At 66.6% G+C, this 18,878-nt stretch carries 14 protein-coding genes; 11 read left to right on the top strand and 3 right to left on the bottom strand.

Annotation, left to right across the window (positions count from 1 at the left end; translation table 11 throughout):
- Window positions 1–46 precede the first annotated feature (46 nt).
- Window positions 47–2,197, bottom strand: a complete 2,151-nt coding sequence (locus ACFFU4_RS04595) for a GumC family protein (protein ID WP_377067513.1) — start codon at window positions 2,195–2,197, stop codon at window positions 47–49.
- Window positions 2,198–2,290: 93 nt separating this feature from the next.
- Window positions 2,291–3,076 carry a metallophosphoesterase gene (locus ACFFU4_RS04590; RefSeq protein ID WP_377067511.1) on the bottom strand — a complete coding sequence of 262 codons (786 nt, stop codon included), beginning with the start codon at window positions 3,074–3,076 and terminating at the stop codon, window positions 2,291–2,293.
- A gap of 291 nt (window positions 3,077–3,367) precedes the next feature.
- Here ACFFU4_RS04590 and ACFFU4_RS04585 point away from each other — a divergent pair, with 291 nt between their 5' ends.
- The 5 genes from ACFFU4_RS04585 to ACFFU4_RS04565 all read left to right on the top strand — a co-directional run bounded on the left by ACFFU4_RS04585 (window position 3,368) and on the right by ACFFU4_RS04565 (window position 12,100).
- Window positions 3,368–4,051, top strand: coding sequence for a hypothetical protein (locus tag ACFFU4_RS04585; protein WP_377067509.1), 684 nt, complete (start codon window positions 3,368–3,370; stop codon window positions 4,049–4,051).
- Window positions 4,052–4,081: 30 nt separating this feature from the next.
- Entirely contained in the window at window positions 4,082–5,083 is a 1,002-nt protein-coding gene (locus tag ACFFU4_RS04580) for a CsgG/HfaB family protein (RefSeq protein ID WP_377067507.1), read from the top strand.
- 145 nt (window positions 5,084–5,228) lie between these two features.
- Window positions 5,229–10,571: a beta strand repeat-containing protein gene (locus ACFFU4_RS04575; RefSeq protein ID WP_377067505.1), complete on the top strand. Its 5,343-nt coding sequence runs from the start codon at window positions 5,229–5,231 to the stop codon at window positions 10,569–10,571.
- Between the two features lie 88 nt (window positions 10,572–10,659).
- The gene (locus ACFFU4_RS04570) at window positions 10,660–11,265 is read left to right on the top strand and encodes a peptidoglycan-binding domain-containing protein (RefSeq protein WP_377067503.1); all 606 of its coding nucleotides are present in this window, start codon (window positions 10,660–10,662) and stop codon (window positions 11,263–11,265) included.
- A 127-nt stretch (window positions 11,266–11,392) separates the two neighbouring features.
- Window positions 11,393–12,100: a SapC family protein gene (locus tag ACFFU4_RS04565; RefSeq protein ID WP_377067501.1), complete on the top strand. Its 708-nt coding sequence runs from the start codon at window positions 11,393–11,395 to the stop codon at window positions 12,098–12,100.
- Window positions 12,101–12,137: 37 nt separating this feature from the next.
- Here ACFFU4_RS04565 and ACFFU4_RS04560 read toward each other — a convergent pair whose 3' ends face one another.
- Entirely contained in the window at window positions 12,138–13,085 is a 948-nt protein-coding gene (locus ACFFU4_RS04560; protein WP_377067499.1) for a LysR substrate-binding domain-containing protein, read from the bottom strand.
- Window positions 13,086–13,198: 113 nt separating this feature from the next.
- On the opposite strand from ACFFU4_RS04560, the gene ACFFU4_RS04555 reads away from it, so the two are divergent.
- From ACFFU4_RS04555 to ACFFU4_RS04530, 6 genes are all read left to right on the top strand, one after another.
- The gene (locus tag ACFFU4_RS04555) at window positions 13,199–13,672 is read left to right on the top strand and encodes a TRAP transporter small permease (RefSeq protein ID WP_377067497.1); all 474 of its coding nucleotides are present in this window, start codon (window positions 13,199–13,201) and stop codon (window positions 13,670–13,672) included.
- Window positions 13,669–14,967 (top strand): TRAP transporter large permease, encoded by a 1,299-nt coding sequence (locus ACFFU4_RS04550; RefSeq protein ID WP_377067494.1) that lies wholly within the window; start codon window positions 13,669–13,671, stop codon window positions 14,965–14,967. Before ACFFU4_RS04555 ends, ACFFU4_RS04550 begins: the two co-directional genes overlap by 4 nt.
- Before the next feature lie 57 nt (window positions 14,968–15,024).
- On the top strand, window positions 15,025–16,002 hold the full coding sequence (gene dctP, locus ACFFU4_RS04545) for a TRAP transporter substrate-binding protein DctP (RefSeq protein WP_377067492.1): 978 nt from the start codon (window positions 15,025–15,027) through the stop codon (window positions 16,000–16,002).
- A 72-nt stretch (window positions 16,003–16,074) separates the two neighbouring features.
- A complete protein-coding gene (locus ACFFU4_RS04540; protein ID WP_377067491.1) occupies window positions 16,075–17,175 on the top strand; it encodes an NAD(P)/FAD-dependent oxidoreductase in 1,101 nt (366 codons plus the stop codon).
- Entirely contained in the window at window positions 17,150–17,467 is a 318-nt protein-coding gene (locus ACFFU4_RS04535; RefSeq protein WP_377067489.1) for a (2Fe-2S)-binding protein, read from the top strand. The genes ACFFU4_RS04540 and ACFFU4_RS04535 overlap by 26 nt, the downstream gene beginning before the upstream one ends.
- Window positions 17,454–18,866: an FAD/NAD(P)-dependent oxidoreductase gene (locus tag ACFFU4_RS04530; protein WP_377067487.1), complete on the top strand. Its 1,413-nt coding sequence runs from the start codon at window positions 17,454–17,456 to the stop codon at window positions 18,864–18,866. The genes ACFFU4_RS04535 and ACFFU4_RS04530 overlap by 14 nt, the downstream gene beginning before the upstream one ends.
- Window positions 18,867–18,878: the final 12 nt, after the last annotated feature.

Raw genomic sequence — 18,878 nt, 5'->3', positions numbered from 1 at the left:
CTTTGGTTGTTTGTGAAAACGGTCGATTCACCGGCCCCGGCAGATCTCAACCGGCGTCGTAATAGCCCTGTCCATAGGCCCCGTAGGCCCCGTACTTGCCACCATAGCCATAGCGGCGCATCCCCTTGGGATCGATCTGCGCCAGGGCGATGCCGGTGATCCCAAGATTGGCCGATTCGAATTCGCGCAGGGCGGCCAGGACCTGGCCGCGCTGCGTGCTGTCCCATGCCACGCTGAACAGGATCGCGTCGGCATGCTGGCCGATGACCCGCGCGTCGGGCACCACGAGCACCGGCGGCGTGTCGATGATGACGAAGTCATAGGCTTCGCGCGCCCGCGCGAGGAACGCGCGGAACTTGTCCGAGGAAAACAGGTCGGCGGCGTTGGCGCGCGACTTCTCGCCCATCAGGATGTCGGCGCCAAGGCGCTCGTCGTGAAAGACAACCTCGTTGAGCGGCACCTCGCCCGACAGCGCGGTCAGCACGCCGCCCGCCGGCACATCGCTGAAATACTGCGCGAAGGTGCGCCGCCGGATATCGCCCTCGATCAGCAGCACACTCTTGTCGAGCCCCGCGAGGTTCTGGGCGAGGGCGACCGCCTGCGTGGTCTTGCCCTCGCCGGGCAGGGCCGAGGTGGACATGATGATCTGCGGCGGATGGTCGATATCCGACAGCAGGAGCGAGGTGCGCAGGTTGCGGATCGCCTCCGCCGGGGCCGAGGTGGGCCTGTCCTTCAGATACCCGATCAGGTCCTTGCGCTCCCGGACCGGCATTTTCGGGATCTGGCCCAGCACCGGAAGCCCGGTCGCGGCCTCGATGTCCGCGGCCGCGCGGAACGTGTCGTGCAGGAATTGCCGGACCAGCACGATCGCCGCCCCGGCCATCAGCCCAAGCACCATCGACAGCGCCAGGATGAGGCTCGTGCGCGGGGCCACCTTCTCGCCGGGGATGGCGTCCGACAGTACGCGGCTGTCGGCCTGCTGAAGCCCGCGCTGCACCGTGGTTTCCTTGAGACGGGTCAGGAATGTCTCGTAAAGGGTGCGCGTGGTTTCGACCTCGCGCCTCATCTGCTCGATCCGTACCAGATCGGCGGATTGCCGTTCGATCCGCTCCTGCAAGGTCCGGTAGGATTCGGCCAGCGCGTTGACCTGGCTGAGCTGCCGGTCATAGCCACTCGCGGCGCGGCTCACCAGCGCCTCCAGCCGCTGATCGAACATCCCGCCCGCGTCCGTTTCGCCCTCGCGCAGCGATTGCAGCAACCGCCGCAACGTGGCATCGCCCGTCGCCTCGACCGCGGCGGCACGGTTCCCCGCCGCGCGCAACTCTGTCAGCCGGTCGAGCTCGGCCTGCGCCGCCTCCACGCCCGCGCGCATCTCCTCAAGCCGCTCGCGCAGGGTCTTGGCCTGGAGGTTGAGACCCTCCAGCGCCTCGGGGCTGATCAGTTCGGTCTCGGCCCGCGCGGCCTTGAGCGTGTCCTCCTTCTCGCGCAGGTCGGCCTCGAGCTCGGTCACCCGCTTGGACAGCCACGCCACCGCCTGTTCGGTCGCCTCGAACTTCACCGCGATCTGTTCCTGAAGATAGAGATCGGCCAGCATGTTGAGGATGCGCGCCGATTTCTCCGCGTCCCCGGTCGTGGCGCTGATGTTGAACACGTAGGTGTCGCGCTGCACCGAGGCCGAGAGCCTTTCGCGCAGCGCGTCGATGGCCCTGTCACGCGGGGATTTTTCGTATCCGCCTTCCGCGGCCCCGGCCCCGTCCGCCCCGGTCAGCATCCCCGCGAGCGCGCCCTTGATCCGCGCCAGCGCCGATGGCGGCTCCAGCGCGGTGTTGAACTCCGGGTCCTGCGCCAGGTCGAGCGTGTCCACCAGCTTGCCCAGGATGCGGCGCGACGTGATGATCTCGATCTCGGTGTTGAGCGCGGCCTGCTCGGTCGAGACGCCGGTCATCACGCTCTCGAGATCGACCACCTGGCCGGTGCGAACCTCCAGCGTCAGTTGCGCGGTGGCACGGTATTGCGGCTCGGCCACGCCGACCGCGTAATACCCCCCGAGGACCAGCGCCACCAATGCCGACAGCGCAATGAGCCATTTGCCGCGCCACAGCGCGCGGAAAAGCTCCATGAGGTCGATCTCGTCATCGTCCCCGGCGGTCTGCGTGTGGTGTGCGGGCACGCGTGGCTGCAAGACGGCATCTTTCATGGTGACAATCCGGGATCACTGGTGCGCTCGGGGCCACTGCTTAGCCAAGAAAGCAAGCCGGGTAAATCGCCTAATGCGCGAGTTTCGCCCGTATCAGTCGCGCCCTGTCTGCAGGAACGCGGCCCCGTCGCGCGTGATCAGCGCGGCGCTCAGACGCCCGGTGGCGTAGGCACCGGTATCCACCGCGACGCGCCCCGCGCGGGCCTGCGGCTCCGCGACAACGGTATGCCCGTGCACCACCCATTGACCGTCGGCGCGCGGCTGCCGGTGGAACGCGGCATGCCCCCAGAGCAGCGTATCCGCGGTCTGCTCCGCCATCGGCAGGTCGGGGTCCGCCGCGGCATGGACCGCCCAGACGTTGCCGCTGCTCCACGTCAGGGGCCGCGCCCGCAGCCACGCGATCATCTCCCCCCCCATGGCCTGCGACAGCCTTTCGCGCAGCTCGCAAAGGGCCTCGCCGCCAGGGCGTTCCCGCATGGGCGGCGCGATGCCGAAACCGGCCAGCGTCTGCAGCCCGCCGTTGCGCAGCCATCGCGGCCCGGCCTGTTCGGGGCGGTCGAGGAAATCCAGCAGCATGCGTTCGTGATTGCCCATCAGGCAGGTCACCGGCGGCTCGCGGTCGGACGGCACCGACATCAGCAGCTCCAGCACCTCGCGGCTCTCCTCGCCACGGTCCACGTAATCGCCGAGGAACACCACCGGCCATTCCGCGCAGCTTGCGGAGACCAGCCCGTCGATCTCGCGCAACAGGTCGGCGCGGCCATGCACGTCGCCGATTGCAACAAACGACCGCTCCGGCCGCAGCGGTTCCTCCCGCACGCCCAACCGGTCCGGGGCCGGGTCGCGCCGGTTGAAAAACTTCTTCAAGACGGTCTTCATGGTTGCTATGTCGACCTTGCGGTGCCGGTTGGCAAGGCCCTCCGCGGGGCGCCTCCCGAATTCCGGGAACCCGGTTTCAGACGGCGGGGCAGGGCCGGTCGCGGGGTGCCGGATGGCGGCGCCGGGGTTGCCGGCCTGCATTGGAAGAACCGTCTTGACTGCTGCCTCAGCGCAACGAATCGAATGAAAACCGGGTCTTCCGCAACATTTCTGTTGACTGTACGGTCCTCACGTAACATTGAAGAGTTGAAAAGAAGTCTTCAGAGCCGGACGGATTCCGGGAGATTTCCAGTGGCGAGAGAACAGGAGCGGATTGTGGGCAATTCAGCAGCAGTGAGGTTCGCGGTGATCGTGGTGGCATTGACCGCATCGACCGGCGGAGTTTTCGCGAACGGACTCGGCGAGAACCGCTCGTGGCAGTTCGATACCAGCGCGGACAAGGCGAACAAGGCGTTTGTGGCGGATCTGATCGAGCGCCAGAAGGGCGGTTTCTTCGACGGGTTCGACAACAACTTTATCACGAACAACGACAACACGACCAACATCGGGACGCAGATCAACTGCACCAACGCGGCGAACGCCACCGGCAACATCGCCGACAATCAGCAGGCCGGGCCGACCACGGTCTCCAACAGCGACCCTGACGTGATCGCCGACAGCACCGGCAACATTGCCGACAATCAGGCGAATTCCGACGGCGCATCAAGCGGCGCCGACCCGAGCGTCGGCGGGTCGCAGGACAATTCCGGCAATGTCGACTCGTCGGTCTCCAACAGCGATATCAACAGCGGGGTGAGCGGTGTCTCGAACGGTGACACCGACCAGACGCTGACCAACAACCAGGACAACTCCGGCAACCAGAACGCCGGTGTCGATGGCAGCACGGCGTGTAACATGGACAACTCGACCATCACGGGGGAGGTTGCCACAGGCAGTGGCCCGCTGAACGCGGGTGACAACGGAACCCAGAATTAATCTTGAAGTCGAACGGGGCGGAGAGCTTTCATGTATATTAAATTCAAGGCGGCTTTGCTTATGGTGCCGTTCCTCGCGACGGCCTGTGCCATTCCGCCTGAGATGCGGCGCGAAGTGATCAACGAAGGGGACGTTCCCGTCGTGTTGTCGAGCGAGCCGACGCGAAACCGGACGCCGCTGACAGCCAAGCTGGAATGCTACGGCGACCGGCTCTACGCGCACGGCGATGGCAACACGTCCATCGCGGTGGGCAACATTCGTGACTACACCGGCAAGGCCTCCGATCTCGAGGGGCTCCTGATCACGCAGGGCGGTGCGCTCATGGCCTATACGGCGCTCGGCAACATGACGCCGGGCCTGACCATCTACGAGCGCTTCGACACCTCGGTCGCGGATGCCGAGCTCAACTATCTCAGCAAGCGGCAGCTCGGCGACGGGCGGATGCACGAGGCACCGGACGCGCAGGGCGGCAACTCCGAGCGGGTGCCGTGGAAGCCGTATTACGGCGGCAGCGTGCTGCAATCCGACTACTACATCGTCGGCGGCATCACCGAGGTGAACTACAATATCCAGTCCGGCGGTGCCGAGCTGTTCGTCGATCAGGTCGGCGGCAAGGGTCGTATCTTCACCATGAACGTGGGCATCGATCTGCGGATCGTGGGCACCCAGACGCTGAAGGTCTACGACACCGTTTCGATCCAGAAGCAGGTCAGCGGCTACGAAGTAGAGGCGAGCGTGTTCCGCTTCTTCGACAGCGACCTGTGGGATGTGAACGCCGGTGCCAAGAATCAGGAGCCGCTGCAACTCGCCGTGCGCATGGCCATCGAGGAAGCGGTCCTCGATCTGGTGCAGACGGTGACGGGCGTCTCCGAAGGGGATTGCCAGCCGTCGGTCCCGCTGGTCGAGGCGGACGAATATGTCGGCGGCAAGGGCGACAAGGTGGGCAAATCACCTGTCGCACCGGCAGGCGCGGTGCCGACGGCGGCACCTGCAGAGGGGGAACTGGGGGCAAAGGGAGACTCGGACGTGTGATGGACAAAGGATTTCCGGACCAACCGGCGCACAGCGCATTCGCAGCAAGCGACGCAGCGCGACGACGGTTTGAACCACAGGTGCGGCTTTGGGGCCTCATCGGCATGACAGAACTTTTCGACAGTATTTCACAAGGAGAACGGGCATGACCCTCAAGAACAATCTTCTCGGTACAGCAGCAGCAGTCGCCGTCTCGACGGCATTCGGCGCGGCGGTTGTCCACGCACAGGCCACGGCCGTCACCAATGTCGGGCCCACGCAGAACATGACGCTCACCGGTGACGTGGTCGGCGACAACACCCAGCTTGTGACCGCCAACCCGACGGCCACCACCACGGGCAGCACCGTCACGATCAACATGATCAACCTCGGCGCCGCCCCCGACACGCTGACCGGCGCGCTCTCGGGCACCGACAACCTGTTCTCGGCCTCGGCCACCGGCAACTCGGGGTCGACCTCGGCGATCCTCGCCTTCGCGCCCTCGACGCTGGGCGACACGGCGGTCGTCGGCAACCTTCAGTCGGTCGAGACCGATACCATCTCGGCCACCGCGTCGGGTGACACGCACTCGATCCTGATCGAGAATCCCAATGCAAGCGTGCGCACCTTCACCGGCACCGCGCTGCTCGACAACAACGACACCACGGCCTCGGCCACCGGCAATTCCGGCACCTCGGCGATCAATATCGATCCCGGCGTGAACGTGGCCGAGGAGGCTGCGGGTCAGGCCAGCGCCGACATCGACGCGACGCTCGCCGGGTCGCCGGACAATGATGCCTCGGGCGATCTCGTGGTCAGCTCGTCGCAGGAGATCGAATCCACCCCTGCGGCAACGACGATCAACATCACCGGCACCGTGACCAGTGCGGATACCACCGCCACCATCGAGGATCTCGCCAGCGGCACCGTCACCGTGTCGGACAGCGATCAGGCATCGACGGCCACCGGCAACGCGGCGTCGAACAGCATCGCCTCGAACGGCACCACCGCCTCGATCACCGGCTCCGCCGTGGTCTCGAACCTGCAGAGCATCGACCCGATCGAAGCGGTGATCATCACCGCCGACACCATCGACTCGACCGTCTCGGCAAGCGCCGGGGACGACTCGAACGGCAACCTCAGCGGTGCCGTGCTCGACAGCACCATCACGGTCTCGGGCAACGCCCAGAGCTCGGATGCCACCGGCAACGACAGCACGCAGACGATCGCGCTCGACGCCAGCAACATCACCGGCGAACCGGGTGGTGCCGCAACCAGCAGCGACAGCGACACCGTCACCGGCGGCGTGCAACTGAACGCCGAAGGCGACGCGGTCATCGCCAACGTCCAGCGTGAGGCCGACGGAACGACGGTTCGCGGTCGGACGACGAACAACTCGATTACCGGCTTCTCCGAAACCACCACCGACACCTCGACCATCGCGGTGGACGGCAACAGCCAGACCGCCTCGGCCACCGGCGCGACCACCAGCAACAGCCTGTCGCTGACCTCGGGCGCCGATCAGAGCGCGGCGGGCGTGGTTGCTTCGGTGCAGAACGCGGGCGCAGGTGCAGGCGTGCAAGCGTCGGCCACTGGCAACAGCACCACCGTTACCACTCCGCTGGCCGTGACCGACAGTTCGCTGCTGAACACCGGCAACGACATCGGCAGCACCGCCACCGGGGGTGACGCGACCAATGATCTGTCGGTGACCAACGGCACCAACAACCTGTCGGCGGGCACCAATTCCGGCGGCACCAACATCAACACCGGAGGTACCGGCGATCAGCCCACCGTGACCGCTGCGCAGGTCGTGACCAACGACCAATCGCGTGCCGGCGGTGTCTCTGCCACGTCCACCGATAACCAGGTCGCGACAGTGTTCGGAAGTGACAACTCAGCGGGCAGTACCACCGGTTCGACCATCGTTACCGACGGTAACAGCCTGTCGGCCTCGGCCACCGGGCAGACTGCCGATAATGGCATCAGCCTCGCGTTCAACGCGCTGAACGGCACCCTCTCGGGCACCGGCACCGGCACCGTCGCCTCGGTCGCCAACGAGCAGGACATGACCGACACCAGCACCGTCACGGCGCGCAATGTCGGAACGGATGGGAACCCGATCCTGACAGAGCAGACCGGGTTCGCTCCCGACGTACTCGACTCCAGTCTCTCGACCTCGGACAACACCGTGTCGGTGATTGCACGCGGCAACGTGACCACCGGCAATGATGTGTCCGCCGATGGCACCAACATCACCTCCGGCAGCGCGGCATCGCCGTTTGTCACCACGGGTGGCAGCGTTAGTGCGGGCGGAAGCTTTGTCTCGGCCTCGTCGCAGGTCTCGGGGGCCACGATCCTCGCGACCCAGAACAGTGACGAAACGGGGAGTGCGTTTTCCAACACCATCGAAACGGGCGTGGCCAACAGCCTGAGTGACTCGACGCTGGTGTCAGATGACAACCTGCTCAGCTCTTCGGCAACGGCCAACACCGCCGCCAACAGCGTCTCGCTCGGCGGCGCCGCCAGCGCCACCATCGGCGCCTCCGGCACCGTGGCCAACTACCAGGGCACGACCGGTCAGGGCAGCGTCACGGCGACCTTGGGTGTCGTGGGTCAAGACCCGACGGCTGGGTTTAACTCGAACAATTCTGGTCAGAGCAACCAAGGGTTCTTGGAGCAATTCGGTGACGACATCGTCAATTCAGACGCCAATCCGGTTGTTGTCACCTTCGGCACTCCGCTCACAACTGAAGAGCAGGCTATTCTCGCCGCAGCAGGGTTCGACAATGCTACTGTCGGAGACACTACTGCGGAGATTCCGGGGAATGGCACCGTCGACACTTCGCAGTTGGCGATCATTTTCCAGTCCAACGCCAGTGGCAATCCGGGGCAGTTTGGCTCTGACAACGGCGATGAAGTGCTCCAAATCAATGGCTTCTTCACACCGCCGTCCCAAGGCTCCTTCAACGGCGCGGGCGTGATCGCCCGGATCGACGCCGATGGGGCCGGTTTCGGTCAGATCAGCGGTTCCACCGTGTCCGTCTCCGACAACACCGTGGTCGGCGAGGCCACCGGCAACACCGCCACCAACGCCGCCTCAGCCGAGGCGACCTCGGTGACCGGCCCGGCGGCGGATGCGTCCACCGACCCGAGCGATGCGGATGTCGCGCCCGCCGATGCCGAACTGGCCACCGCCAACGTGCAGGTCAACGGCTCGGCGCTGCAAACCGACGTCGCGGCGACCTTCGGCATCATCGACGACGGCGACGATATCGAACCGACCCTGAACTCGAGCCAGACGCTGGACAGCAACCTGCAGCAGTCCTTCGCGACCGCGAACCGGGCCACCAACAGCGTTGACGTGACGGCCACCAACTCCGACGCGGCCACGGCGCTGGAAAGCAGCCAGCTCTCGAACGCCACGGTGGATACGACCTCGGATGTGCAGGTTCTGGCGAATGTCGGCTCGACGAACTCGTCGCTCGACATGACCAACAACCGCAACGAATCGGTCGCCAACGGCAACGTCGTCACCAACTCGGTCGATGCCTCCGCCACCAACCTCGACGCCGGAACCGGCGCCGATGCCACGGTTGATGTGGGCAACGTCTCGGCGGGCAACGTGCTGGCCTCGCGTCAGAACGTCACGGCCAGCATCTCGGCCGATGCTGACACCGATGTGTTCAACCAGGACGAGACGGCTACCGGCGACCCGATCATCTCGGGCAGCGTCGAGCAGAGCGGCAACGTCACCATCGCCCAGGCCACCGGCAACCAGACCACTCCGGCCAGCAACAGCCTGACCCTCGACGGCTCTGCCAACAACGACCGGACCGGTGCCCTTGCCAACGTGCAGACGGCAACGGGAAGCGGCACGATCACGGCGACAGTCGATCAGTCGGTGCGGGTCGAACTTGACCAGACCGCGACCGTACCGGTGCAGCAGAGCAGCATCGTGCAGGACGGCAACGTCACCTCGGCGCTGGCGCGCAGCAACGTGGCCACCAACTCGGTCACCGTGGACGGCGCCAACATCAACGGTGGTGCGGGCGGCGATGCCACCTTCGACGTCACGACGGACACCCTGACCGGGGCTCACGTTCTTGCCTCCAGCCAGGACAACCAGTTCGGCGTGTCGGCCACGACCAACCAGTCGCAGGTGCGCCTGTCGTCCACCAACTCGGACGGCAACGCGATCGACGGCTCCAGCGTGTCGCAAAGCGGCAACTCCTCGCTGGCAACGGCGCTGGCCAACTCGGCGGTCAACACCCTGTCGTCGGGGTCCGGCGCGGCCAACGTCAACGCATCGACCCAACTGGGCAACACCCAGACCAACATCGGTGCGGTGGCTGCCACCGGCAGCTCGTCGGTCGGGGTGGTCGCCGCGGCGAACGCCGCAACTGTGACCGATGCAACCGGCATCAACCTCTCGTCGGTGGATGTCTCGGGCAACGTCAGCAGCGCAAGCGCAGTGGGCAACCAGGCGCAGAACACGCTGGGCGCGACCGGGGCCAACATCCTCTCGGGTGATCAGGGTGCCTCCGGACCCAGCGCTACCAACGCCACGGTCGATGCCTCCGGTTTTGCTGGTGACGTCAACGCCAACGCCGGCAACCTGCTCCTGAGCAATCAGGCGAACGCCGGCACCATCTCCTCGGCCAACAACAGCAACATCGTGACGATCGACGCCTCGGCGGCGACCGGTACCGGTGCGGCGGCCTCCGGCAGCACGCTGTCGGTGGGTGGCAACGCGGTCGAGGCGCGGGCAACCGCCAACCTGGCGCTCAACAACAGCGTCAACGTCGGCGACATGGCGACCGCGACGACCGGGGCCACCGGCATTGTCGGGAACTTCCAGTTCAACGACACGACCGGTGCGGTCACGGCCTCGGCCTCGACCACGACCTCGGTCACCCTCAACGGGGCCGGAACGGCTGGTGCACTGGCAAACGGCACGGCGGATGTTTCGGGCAACAGCGTCCTGGCGCTGGCACGCGGCAACGTCTCGCAGAACGTGCTCAACGCCGAGGGCTCGAATGTCGGGACCGGATCGACCAACGCCACGACCACGTCGGTTCTCCCGGACAGCGGCGTCCTGAATGCCTCCTTCGGGGTGTTCAACGAGCAGGTGCAGCAGGCGAGTGTCAATGCCAGTTCCACCGGCGCGTCCTTCCGGGTCAACGCTACCTCGACGACCGGTCAGGCGCTCAACGGCGCATCGGCCAGCCTGTCGGGGAACTCGGTCCAGGCGTCCGGCTTCGGCAACGTCGCGACCAACAGCGTGACGCTGACGGCGCTCAACGGCACCGGGAACGACGCCACCGCGGCGATCTTCAACGGCCAGACCAACTCGGGGAACATCACCTCGACGGCCACCGGAGCGTCCATCGGGGTCTTCTCGACCGGTCTCGTCACCGCGTCCTCGGCCGCTGTCGGCGGCAACAGCATCGGCAGCACCGCGGTCGGGAACTTCTCGTCCAGCACCGTCACGCGCGCCAACCGCTAAGCGCGTAACAACAGGGGGGCCCTTGCCGAAAGGCGGGGGCCCTTCTTCCGTCAAGACCAATCACACCGAACGAGGGAATTCACTGGACATGCGTATTTTCCGCACCACCGCCGCAGCCCTTCTTCTCGGGGCCGGCACGGTTCCCGCGAACGCCGCCACAGAGAGCGGCGATTTTGCCGTCTATGGCTGGGGAGCGCGCGACTGCAACGCCATCGTCACGGTCCTCGGCGGAGAGCAGGCCGCACAGGCCCAGGGCCAGATGGCCGAATGGATCTCGGGCTATATCTCGGCCCGCAACCGCGTCGGGGACGGTATCTACGACCTGACCCCGATCAAGAGCCAGTATCCGCTCGTCGCCCTGGCACGCAATATCTGCACCAACAATCCCGATCAGCTTTTCGAGGCCGTGGTCGACGCGATGATGACCAGCTTCGAAAAGCTCGCGCTGTCCGCGGACAGCCCGATTTCGCAACTGTCGCGCAACGGCCGGTCGGCCACCGTCAACGAGTCCACCCTTCTGAAGGTTCAGCAGTTCCTTATCGGCGAGGGCATGCTCGAAGGGGGGTCGGCCGACGGCAAATACGGCCCGAAGACCGCCAGCGCCATCGAGGCATGGCAGGAACAGGCCGGCCTGACGACAACCGGCCTGCCGGATGTCGCGACGCTGTTCGTGATCGCGCAGCAGATCGAGTGATCCACACGGGTCCGGTGGCCCGCGCTTCCGGACCCGATTTTCCGGTCGCGCCGTCATCTCCCCTCACCGCCCGACCGCGCACGGGGAGCCAGGCAGCGGCAATTCTCATCATGATAGGGAAAGTTCCTTGTTCGAAAACGCCGTTATCCTCGACTCAAAAAAACACGCCGGGCTCGGGTATCACCCGGTCACCGATTTCAGCTACGCGCGCAATGTCCTGAGCGCGCCGCTCGCAGGCACCGAGATTCTGCTGGCCAGCCGCGAATTTCCCATCGTGTTCCCGACCACGGGACGCGGGGTGCCGGTGGCGCTGATGGGCTATGCCCCCGGCAACAACCTCTGGGTGGCCGAAGACGGAAGCTGGGCCGGGCGCTATGTCCCCGCGCATCTTCGCCGCTATCCGTTCGTCCTCGGCGAACAGTCCGAATCCGACCGGTTCGTGCTCATGGTTGAGCCGACCGCGATGAGCGATGACGGCACCGGCGAGCCGCTGTTCGAAAAGGACGAAGTCCCGGAAGGCGGCATTGTCGACCGTGCCCGCACTTTCCTGACGACGTTCCAGCGCGAGTTGACCGAGACCGAGGCCCTCTTCGAACCGCTGCGAAAGGCTGACGTTCTGGTGTCGCGCGTGTTCACCGTGCGCAAGGGCGAGGAGCAGATCGGGCAGGTTCGCGACTTGCAGATCGTTGATACCGACAAGCTTGCGGCGCTCGACGACGCCACGCTCGCCGCATGGGTGCGCAGCGGCCTCATGGCTATGGTGATGTCGCACCTGCACAGCCTGCAGCCCGATCTGTTCGCCAATGCCCCCGCGGCGCCGCGCCAGCAACCCTGAGCCGGATCGCACCGGCAGGGGACCGTCCCTGCCGGTGTCACCCACCCGGTGACGGCATCTCGGTCGCCGCCTCCATCGTCTCGCGCATCCGGTGGATCGACTGTTCCAGATGCCCGTACAGGGCCCGTGTCGTGAGCGACATCGTCGCGTATCCCGGCGTCAGGATCGACACGCTGTTGCGAATGACCGGGCGAAAGCGGCGGACCACGAGATGCCCTGCGGCGCGGTCCTGCACGATATAGCTGTAGGCCGTGAGCATGTCGCAGATCATGTAGCACATCCCCGCCGCGACAAACTGAAGACCGGGAAGCGACGTCCGCAACTCCACCCGCCTTGTCAGCGTGCAACCGGCCTCGTGAAAGACGGCAGCGGTCCGCCGCGTCGTCGTGTGATTATCGAACAGCACGGCCATGGGCCGGCCATCGAGCTGCTCCGGGCCGATCTCCTCCCGGGCCGCAAGTGGATCGTCGGCGCGCAGCACACAGACGCATTCGAGTTCGAAATCCGCCTGCTCGATCGACGCCCTCGGGGCCGGTGTCTCGGAGAAGCCGAGATCGTATTGCTGCGAGGCGATCAGGTCCTCGATGAGGCTCGAAGAGCGCATGATGAGCTCGACATCCAGCTCGTCCTTGTCGGCCAGAAACCCGGTCAGCAGCCGCGGCATGAATAGCCCCGACGCCGCCGGCAGGCAGGCGATGCGCAGCTTGCCCGCCTGAAGCGACCGGATCTGGTTGACGGTTCGCTCGGTCCGTTCGAGCCGGTCAAGGATCGCCTCGCATTCCTCAAGGAAGAACTGCGCCTCGGGCGTGGGGGACAGCTTGCCGTGCTCGCGCACGAACAGGCGAAACCCCAACTCGTCCTCCAGCGTCGCGACCATCGCGCTGACCGCGGGCTGCGTCCGCATCATCGTCCGCGCGGCCTGTGAAATCGACCCGCTGCGCATCACCTCCCGAAACGTCGTGATCTGGCGAAGCGAAATATTCATCCAGTCCATACACCCGATTTATCAACCCACAAGTATTTCTAAATTGATCTTATGACGTCCGTCCAGTGAAATGACGACCAACCGGCCGCGCAGCCCGCCGGATGGGAGGATACATGGACAGCTTCGCCAAATACCTGCTGACCGGGCTGATCATCCTCGTCGCCCTCGGCCAGTTCCTTCAGGTCATCACCCGCTACGTCCTGCAGGTTCCGGTCATGGGGCTTGAGGAGACGATGCTCTACCCCACCCTGTGGCTCTACATCCTCGGCGCGGTCAACGCCTCCCGCGAGGATACCCACATCCGCGCCAACGTCCTCGAAATCGCCATAAAAACCCGGCGGGGCCACACCATCCTCGCCATCGTCGGCGAGGTCATCAGCCTGTCCGTCGGCCTGTGGCTGATGAGCTGGGCATGGGACTATACCGGGTATGCGTGGCGTGTCTGGAAGGAAAGCCCGACCCTCTACATCCCCACCTTCTATTCCGACGTGGCGCTCGTCACCGGGCTCGGCCTGATGATGCTCTACACCGCCACGCACCTTGTGCGCCACGTCAACGCCCTGCGCGGCCACGGAGCCACCCGATGATCGAGATCGCCCTGCTTGCCATCGCCGTCCTCGTGGTCACGCTGACCCTCGGGGTGCCGCTGCCCTACTGCTTCGGCGGGGCGCTGATGGTGATGTATTTCCTCGGCGACGTGACCATGAAGGGCATGATGCTCTGGGGGTTCCAGCAGCTTGGCAACCCGGTGCTTCTGGCCATCCCGCTCTTCGTCCTCGCCGGCACGATCATGAGTGCGAGCGGCATCGCCGCGAGCCTCCTGCAATTCGTCAACGCCTTCATCGGCCACGTCCGCGGCGGGCTCGGCGTGGTCGCCGCCGTGAGCTGCGCCATCATCGGTGCGATCTCCGGCTCGGGGCTGACCGGGATCGCCGCCATCGGCCCGCTACTGATCCCCGAGATGGAAAAGCGCGGCTACCCGCGCGAATACGCCACCGCGCTGATCGCCAATTCCTCGATCCTCGGCCTGCTGATCCCGCCATCGGTCACCATGATCGTCTATGGCTGGGTGACCGATACCTCGATCCTCGCCTGTTTCCTCGCCACGCTGGGGCCGGGCCTGCTCATCATGGTGAATTTCTCGGCGATGAACCTGTGGATGAGCCGCAAGTTCGACCTCGTGCTCGACGACAAGCCCGACTTCCCGGAACTCGCCGCCAAGGTCGCGCGCAACGGCGTCCACGCGACCCCGGCGCTGCTGATGCCGATCATCATCCTCGGCGGCATATACGGCGGCATCATGACACCGACCGAGGCGGCGGCGATCTCGGTGATCTACGCGCTGCCCGTGGGGTTCTTCATCTATCGCGGGCTCAAGTGGGGCACGTTCCTCGACGCCGGCAAGGAGGCCGCCACCGCCGTCGGTGCGATCATGCTGATGATCCTGTTCTCGATGATCCTGAGCCAGATGTTCGTCTACGAGGCGATCCCGCAAAAGATGGTCAGCGCCATCTTCGAGGTGACAGAGAACAAGGTCCTGCTGCTGATCTTCATCAACATCCTGCTGTTTCTTGTCGGCATGGTCGTCAACGACGTCACCGCCATCATCCTGATCGCGCCGCTGCTGCTGCCCCTGATGAACGCGATCGGCGTCAGCCCGGTGCAATTCGCCGCCATCATGGGGGTCAACACGGCGATGGGGGGCGTGACGCCGCCCTATGCCTCGATCCTCTACCTCGGCGCGCGCATCGGCAACGTCAAGGTCACCAAGGTCATCCCGCCCGCGATGATGCTGATCGTGACCGGCTATGTGCCGGTGGTCTTTCTCACCTCGCTTTGGCCGGACCTGTCGCTCTTCCTGCCGCGGCTGTTCGGCTACTGATCCCGTCCACCCCGAAGCCAACCAATCCAACAGAGGAGTTCCAGAATGAAACGCTTCATGACAACCACCGCCGCAGTAGCGCTTGTCGCGCTCGGCACGATGGCCGGCGCCGCCGACCTCAAGATGAGCCATGTGCGCCCGCAGGGGGCCACCATCGACAAGGAGCTGCGCGCCTTCTCCGAACAGGTGGCCGAGGCCACCGGCGGCGACGTGAGCATCAACGTGTTCCCCGCCTCCGCGCTCGGCGATTATACCACCGTGCAGGAACGCATCAGCATCGGCGCGATCGAGATGGCAACGCAGCCCGCCGCCACCGGGGCCGAACGGCGGATGCAGATCAGCTCGTTCCCCTACCTTGCCAATAGCTGGGCCGACGCGCGCGCCATCTACGGCCCCGACGGGCCGGTGCGCGACGTGATGGCCGATCTCTACGCCGGCCAGGATATCACCATGCTCGCCGCCTACCCGGTCTATTTCGGGGGCATCTCGCTCAACACCGATCCGGTCAGCCCCGGCACCACCGCGGACAAGGGCATCAAGGTCCGCGTGCCGGGCATCAAGTCGTTCCAGCTCACCGGCGAGGCGCTCGGCTATATCCCGTCGCCGATCCCGTTCTCCGAGGCGTTCACCGCGATCCAGACCGGCGTGGTGGATGGCGTGATCGGCTCCGGGGCCGAGGGCTATTACGCCTCGTTCCGCGATGTGACCAGGACCTATATCCCGGCTAACACCCATTTCGAGGTCTGGTACATGATCATCTCGACCGAGTCGTTCAACGCGCTCGACGCCGGGGATCAGGCCGCGCTCAGGCAGGCGGCGCAGGAGTTCGAGGCAACCCGCTGGACCGTGGCCGAAGAGGACCAGGGCAAGTGGGAGCAGCGCCTCGCCGACGAGCTCGGCGCCAATGTCGTGGATCTGACCGACGATCAGCTCGCCGCCATGGCCGACAAGGTCCGGGCAGAGGTCTGGCCGGTCGTGCTCGAGGATGTCGGCGCCGACTGGGGCCAGGCGATTCTCGACCGCGTCGGCAAGTAAGCCGGCCGAGGCGGCAAGCGGCGCGCGCCGCCGCTTGCCGTGCCGACCGTTCCACGCAGGGAGACCGCAGGCATGGACGCAGATTATGCCATTATCGGTGGTGGCGTCGTCGGGCTGTCCATCGCCTGGGGCCTCCTGACGCGCGGCAAGCGTGTGATCGTGCTCGACGGCGATGACGGCGCGTTCCGCGCCAGCCGGGGCAATTTCGGGCTGGTCTGGGTGCAGTCCAAGGGGATGACACAGCCGCGCTACGCCCGCTGGTCGCAGCACTCGGCCGCCATCTGGGCCGATTTCGCCGCCACCCTCGGCGACGAGACGGGCCAGGCCGTGCCGCTGGAGCAAAAGGGCGGTTACGACTTTCACTTCTCCGAGCAAAGCCTCCACGCCAAGGTCGAGAAATACGAAAAGCTCAAGGCCGCGCTCGGCGGCGATTACCCCTATGATGTGCTGGGCCACAACGCCCTGCGCAAGGAAGAGCCGGGCATCGGGCCGCGGGTCGTCGGCGCGATCCTGCACCACCAGGATGGCCACGCCAACCCGCTGCGCCTGCTGATGGCGCTCGCCGCCGGGGTGCGTCAGCGTGGCGGCACCGTGCTCAACGGCAAGACGGTGGCCGAGGTGTCAAAGCCCGACAGCTTCCGCCTCCGCTGCACCGACGGGACCGAGGTGCGGGCGGACAAGATCGTCCTCGCCGCCGGGCTCGGTTCCGCGACGCTCGGGCCGAAACTGGGGTTTCGCGCCCCCGTGCGGCCGCAGCGCGGACAGGTCCTGATCACCGAGAAGCTGCCGAAGATGATCAACCGCCCGTCGCTCATCGCCCGTCAGGTGGACGAGGGCGGCGTGCAGATCGGCGTCACCAACGAGGAGGTCGGGCACGATGACGGCGTCACGCAGCCGGGCCTGTCGGGTCTCGCCGCCGAGGCGATCGCCACCTATCCAGGCCTCGCCCGCGCGCAGCTCGTGCGGAGCTGGGGCGCGTTGCGCGTGCTCACCCCCGACGGCCTGCCGATCTATCAGGAAAGCCCTGCGATGCCCGGTGCCTTCCTCGTCACCTGCCACAGCGGCATCACGCTTGCCGCGGCCCACGCCCGCCTCCTGCCCGACTGGCTGGAGCGGACCGGGGCCGCCCCCGATCTGGAGGTATTCAGTGAAGACCGCTTCGCCGTTTCTTGAGCTTGACGACGCGCCGCGCGTGCCGGTCACCTTCGATGGTCGGCGGCTCGACCTGCCCGACGGCGGCAACCTCGCCGCCGCCCTCCTCGCCGCCGGGGTCCACAGCTTTCGGCATACGCCGGTATCGGGCGCGCCGCGCGGCCCGTTCTGCATGATGGGGGCCTGCTTCGATTGCCTTGTCGAGATCGACGGCGTGGCGCGGCAGGCCTGCATGATCGAGGTCTCCCCCGGCCTCGAAATCGCGCGCCCCGGCACCCCGGCGGGGCAGGGGGCATCCGATGCGGCGGACTGACCTTCTGGTGATCGGGGCCGGGCCTGCCGGCATGGCCGCCGCCGCCACGGCGGCACGGCACGGGGCCGACGTCACCCTGCTCGACGAACAGCCCCGCCCCGGTGGGCAGATCTACCGCGATGTCGACCGCAGCGGCAAGCGGCGCGCCGCCATCCTCGGGGCCGATTACCTGCACGGCGCGCGGCTGACGGACGAGATGCGCGCCGCCGCCGTCACCCATATCGACGGGGCCGTGGTCTGGGCCATCGAGGACGGCTTTCGCGTCTCCTTCACCCGGCAGGGACGCGGCGCGCAGATCGGGGCGCGGATGGTGCTCCTCGCCACCGGCGCGCTGGAGCGTCCGATGCCGGTGCCGGGCTGGACGCTGCCGGGGGTGATGACCGCCGGGGCGGCGCAGATCCTGCTCAAGCAGTCGGGCGTGCTGCCGCGCCGCGCGGTGCTGGCGGGCTGCGGTCCGCTGCTCTACCTTATCGCGGCGCAGATGGTGCGCGCGGGCACCCCGCCCCTCGCGCTGGTCGAGACGCAGACCCGCGCCGACCTCGCGGGTGCGGCCCGGCACCTTCGCGGCGCGCTGCGCGGCTGGCGCTACCTTGTAAAGGGGGCCGGGCTCCTCAACGAGATCCGCCGCGCCCGCGTGCCCCGCTACACCGGCGCGACCGGGATCGCCATCGAGGGCGACACCCGCGCCGAGGCCGTCACCTTCGAGAGCGGCGGGGCATCGCACCGCATCGCCTGCGACACCGGCCTCCTACATCACGGCGTCGTCCCCAACACGCAGGCCGCGCGCTCCCTCGGCGTCGCGCATCGCTGGGATGCCGCGCAGCACTGTTTCTCTCCGGTGGTCGATGCCTGGGGCGCGACGGATGTCGATGGCGTCCTGATCGCGGGCGACGGGGCCGGGATCGGCGGTGCCGGGGTGGCCGAATATTCCGGCCGCCTCGCCGCGCTCCGGGCGGTGGAACAGCTTGGCCGGAACACAGCCGACGAGCGCGACCGCCTCGCCGCCCCGCTCATCCGCGCCCGCGACCGCGAGGCCGCCGTGCGCCCCTTCCTCGATGCCGCCTATCCGCCCTTCGCCGGGGCGCTGTCACCGGCGGACGGCACCATCATCTGCCGCTGCGAGGAGGTCACCGCCGGCGACATTCGCGGTTATGCAAGGCTCGGCTGCCTCGGGCCCAATCAGGCCAAGGCGTTCGGGCGGTCCGGCATGGGGCCGTGCCAGGGGCGGTATTGCGGCCTCACCGTCACCGCGCTTCTGGCGCAGGCCAACGCGCAGACCCCGGACCAGACCGGCTACTTTCGCATCCGCCCGCCGCTCAAGCCGGTGACGCTGGGCGAGTTGGCGGATATGGCGGATATGGCGGACGATGCCGCCAATGCCGCCGATACGCCCGCATAGCGGCCCGCCGGC

The sequence above is a fragment of the Roseovarius ramblicola genome (assembly GCF_042430665.1).
Classification (GTDB): Bacteria; Pseudomonadota; Alphaproteobacteria; order Rhodobacterales; family Rhodobacteraceae; genus Roseovarius; species Roseovarius ramblicola.
This window is presented reverse-complemented; position numbering and strand designations above follow the sequence as displayed.

Bases quoted from the DNA above. Each gene is read 5' to 3' on its own strand.
- ACFFU4_RS04570 (WP_377067503.1), top strand. From the start codon at position 10,660: ATGCGTATTTTCCGCACCACCGCCGCAGCCCTTCTTCTCGGGGCCGGC.
- ACFFU4_RS04530 (WP_377067487.1), top strand. From the start codon at position 17,454: ATGCGGCGGACTGACCTTCTGGTGATCGGGGCCGGGCCTGCCGGCATG.
- ACFFU4_RS04560 (WP_377067499.1), bottom strand. From the start codon at position 13,085: ATGAATATTTCGCTTCGCCAGATCACGACGTTTCGGGAGGTGATGCGC.
- ACFFU4_RS04575 (WP_377067505.1), top strand. From the start codon at position 5,229: ATGACCCTCAAGAACAATCTTCTCGGTACAGCAGCAGCAGTCGCCGTC.
- ACFFU4_RS04550 (WP_377067494.1), top strand. From the start codon at position 13,669: ATGATCGAGATCGCCCTGCTTGCCATCGCCGTCCTCGTGGTCACGCTG.
- ACFFU4_RS04540 (WP_377067491.1), top strand. From the start codon at position 16,075: ATGGACGCAGATTATGCCATTATCGGTGGTGGCGTCGTCGGGCTGTCC.
- ACFFU4_RS04580 (WP_377067507.1), top strand. From the start codon at position 4,082: ATGTATATTAAATTCAAGGCGGCTTTGCTTATGGTGCCGTTCCTCGCG.
- ACFFU4_RS04595 (WP_377067513.1), bottom strand. From the start codon at position 2,197: ATGAAAGATGCCGTCTTGCAGCCACGCGTGCCCGCACACCACACGCAG.
- ACFFU4_RS04590 (WP_377067511.1), bottom strand. From the start codon at position 3,076: ATGAAGACCGTCTTGAAGAAGTTTTTCAACCGGCGCGACCCGGCCCCG.
- dctP (WP_377067492.1), top strand. From the start codon at position 15,025: ATGACAACCACCGCCGCAGTAGCGCTTGTCGCGCTCGGCACGATGGCC.
- ACFFU4_RS04555 (WP_377067497.1), top strand. From the start codon at position 13,199: ATGGACAGCTTCGCCAAATACCTGCTGACCGGGCTGATCATCCTCGTC.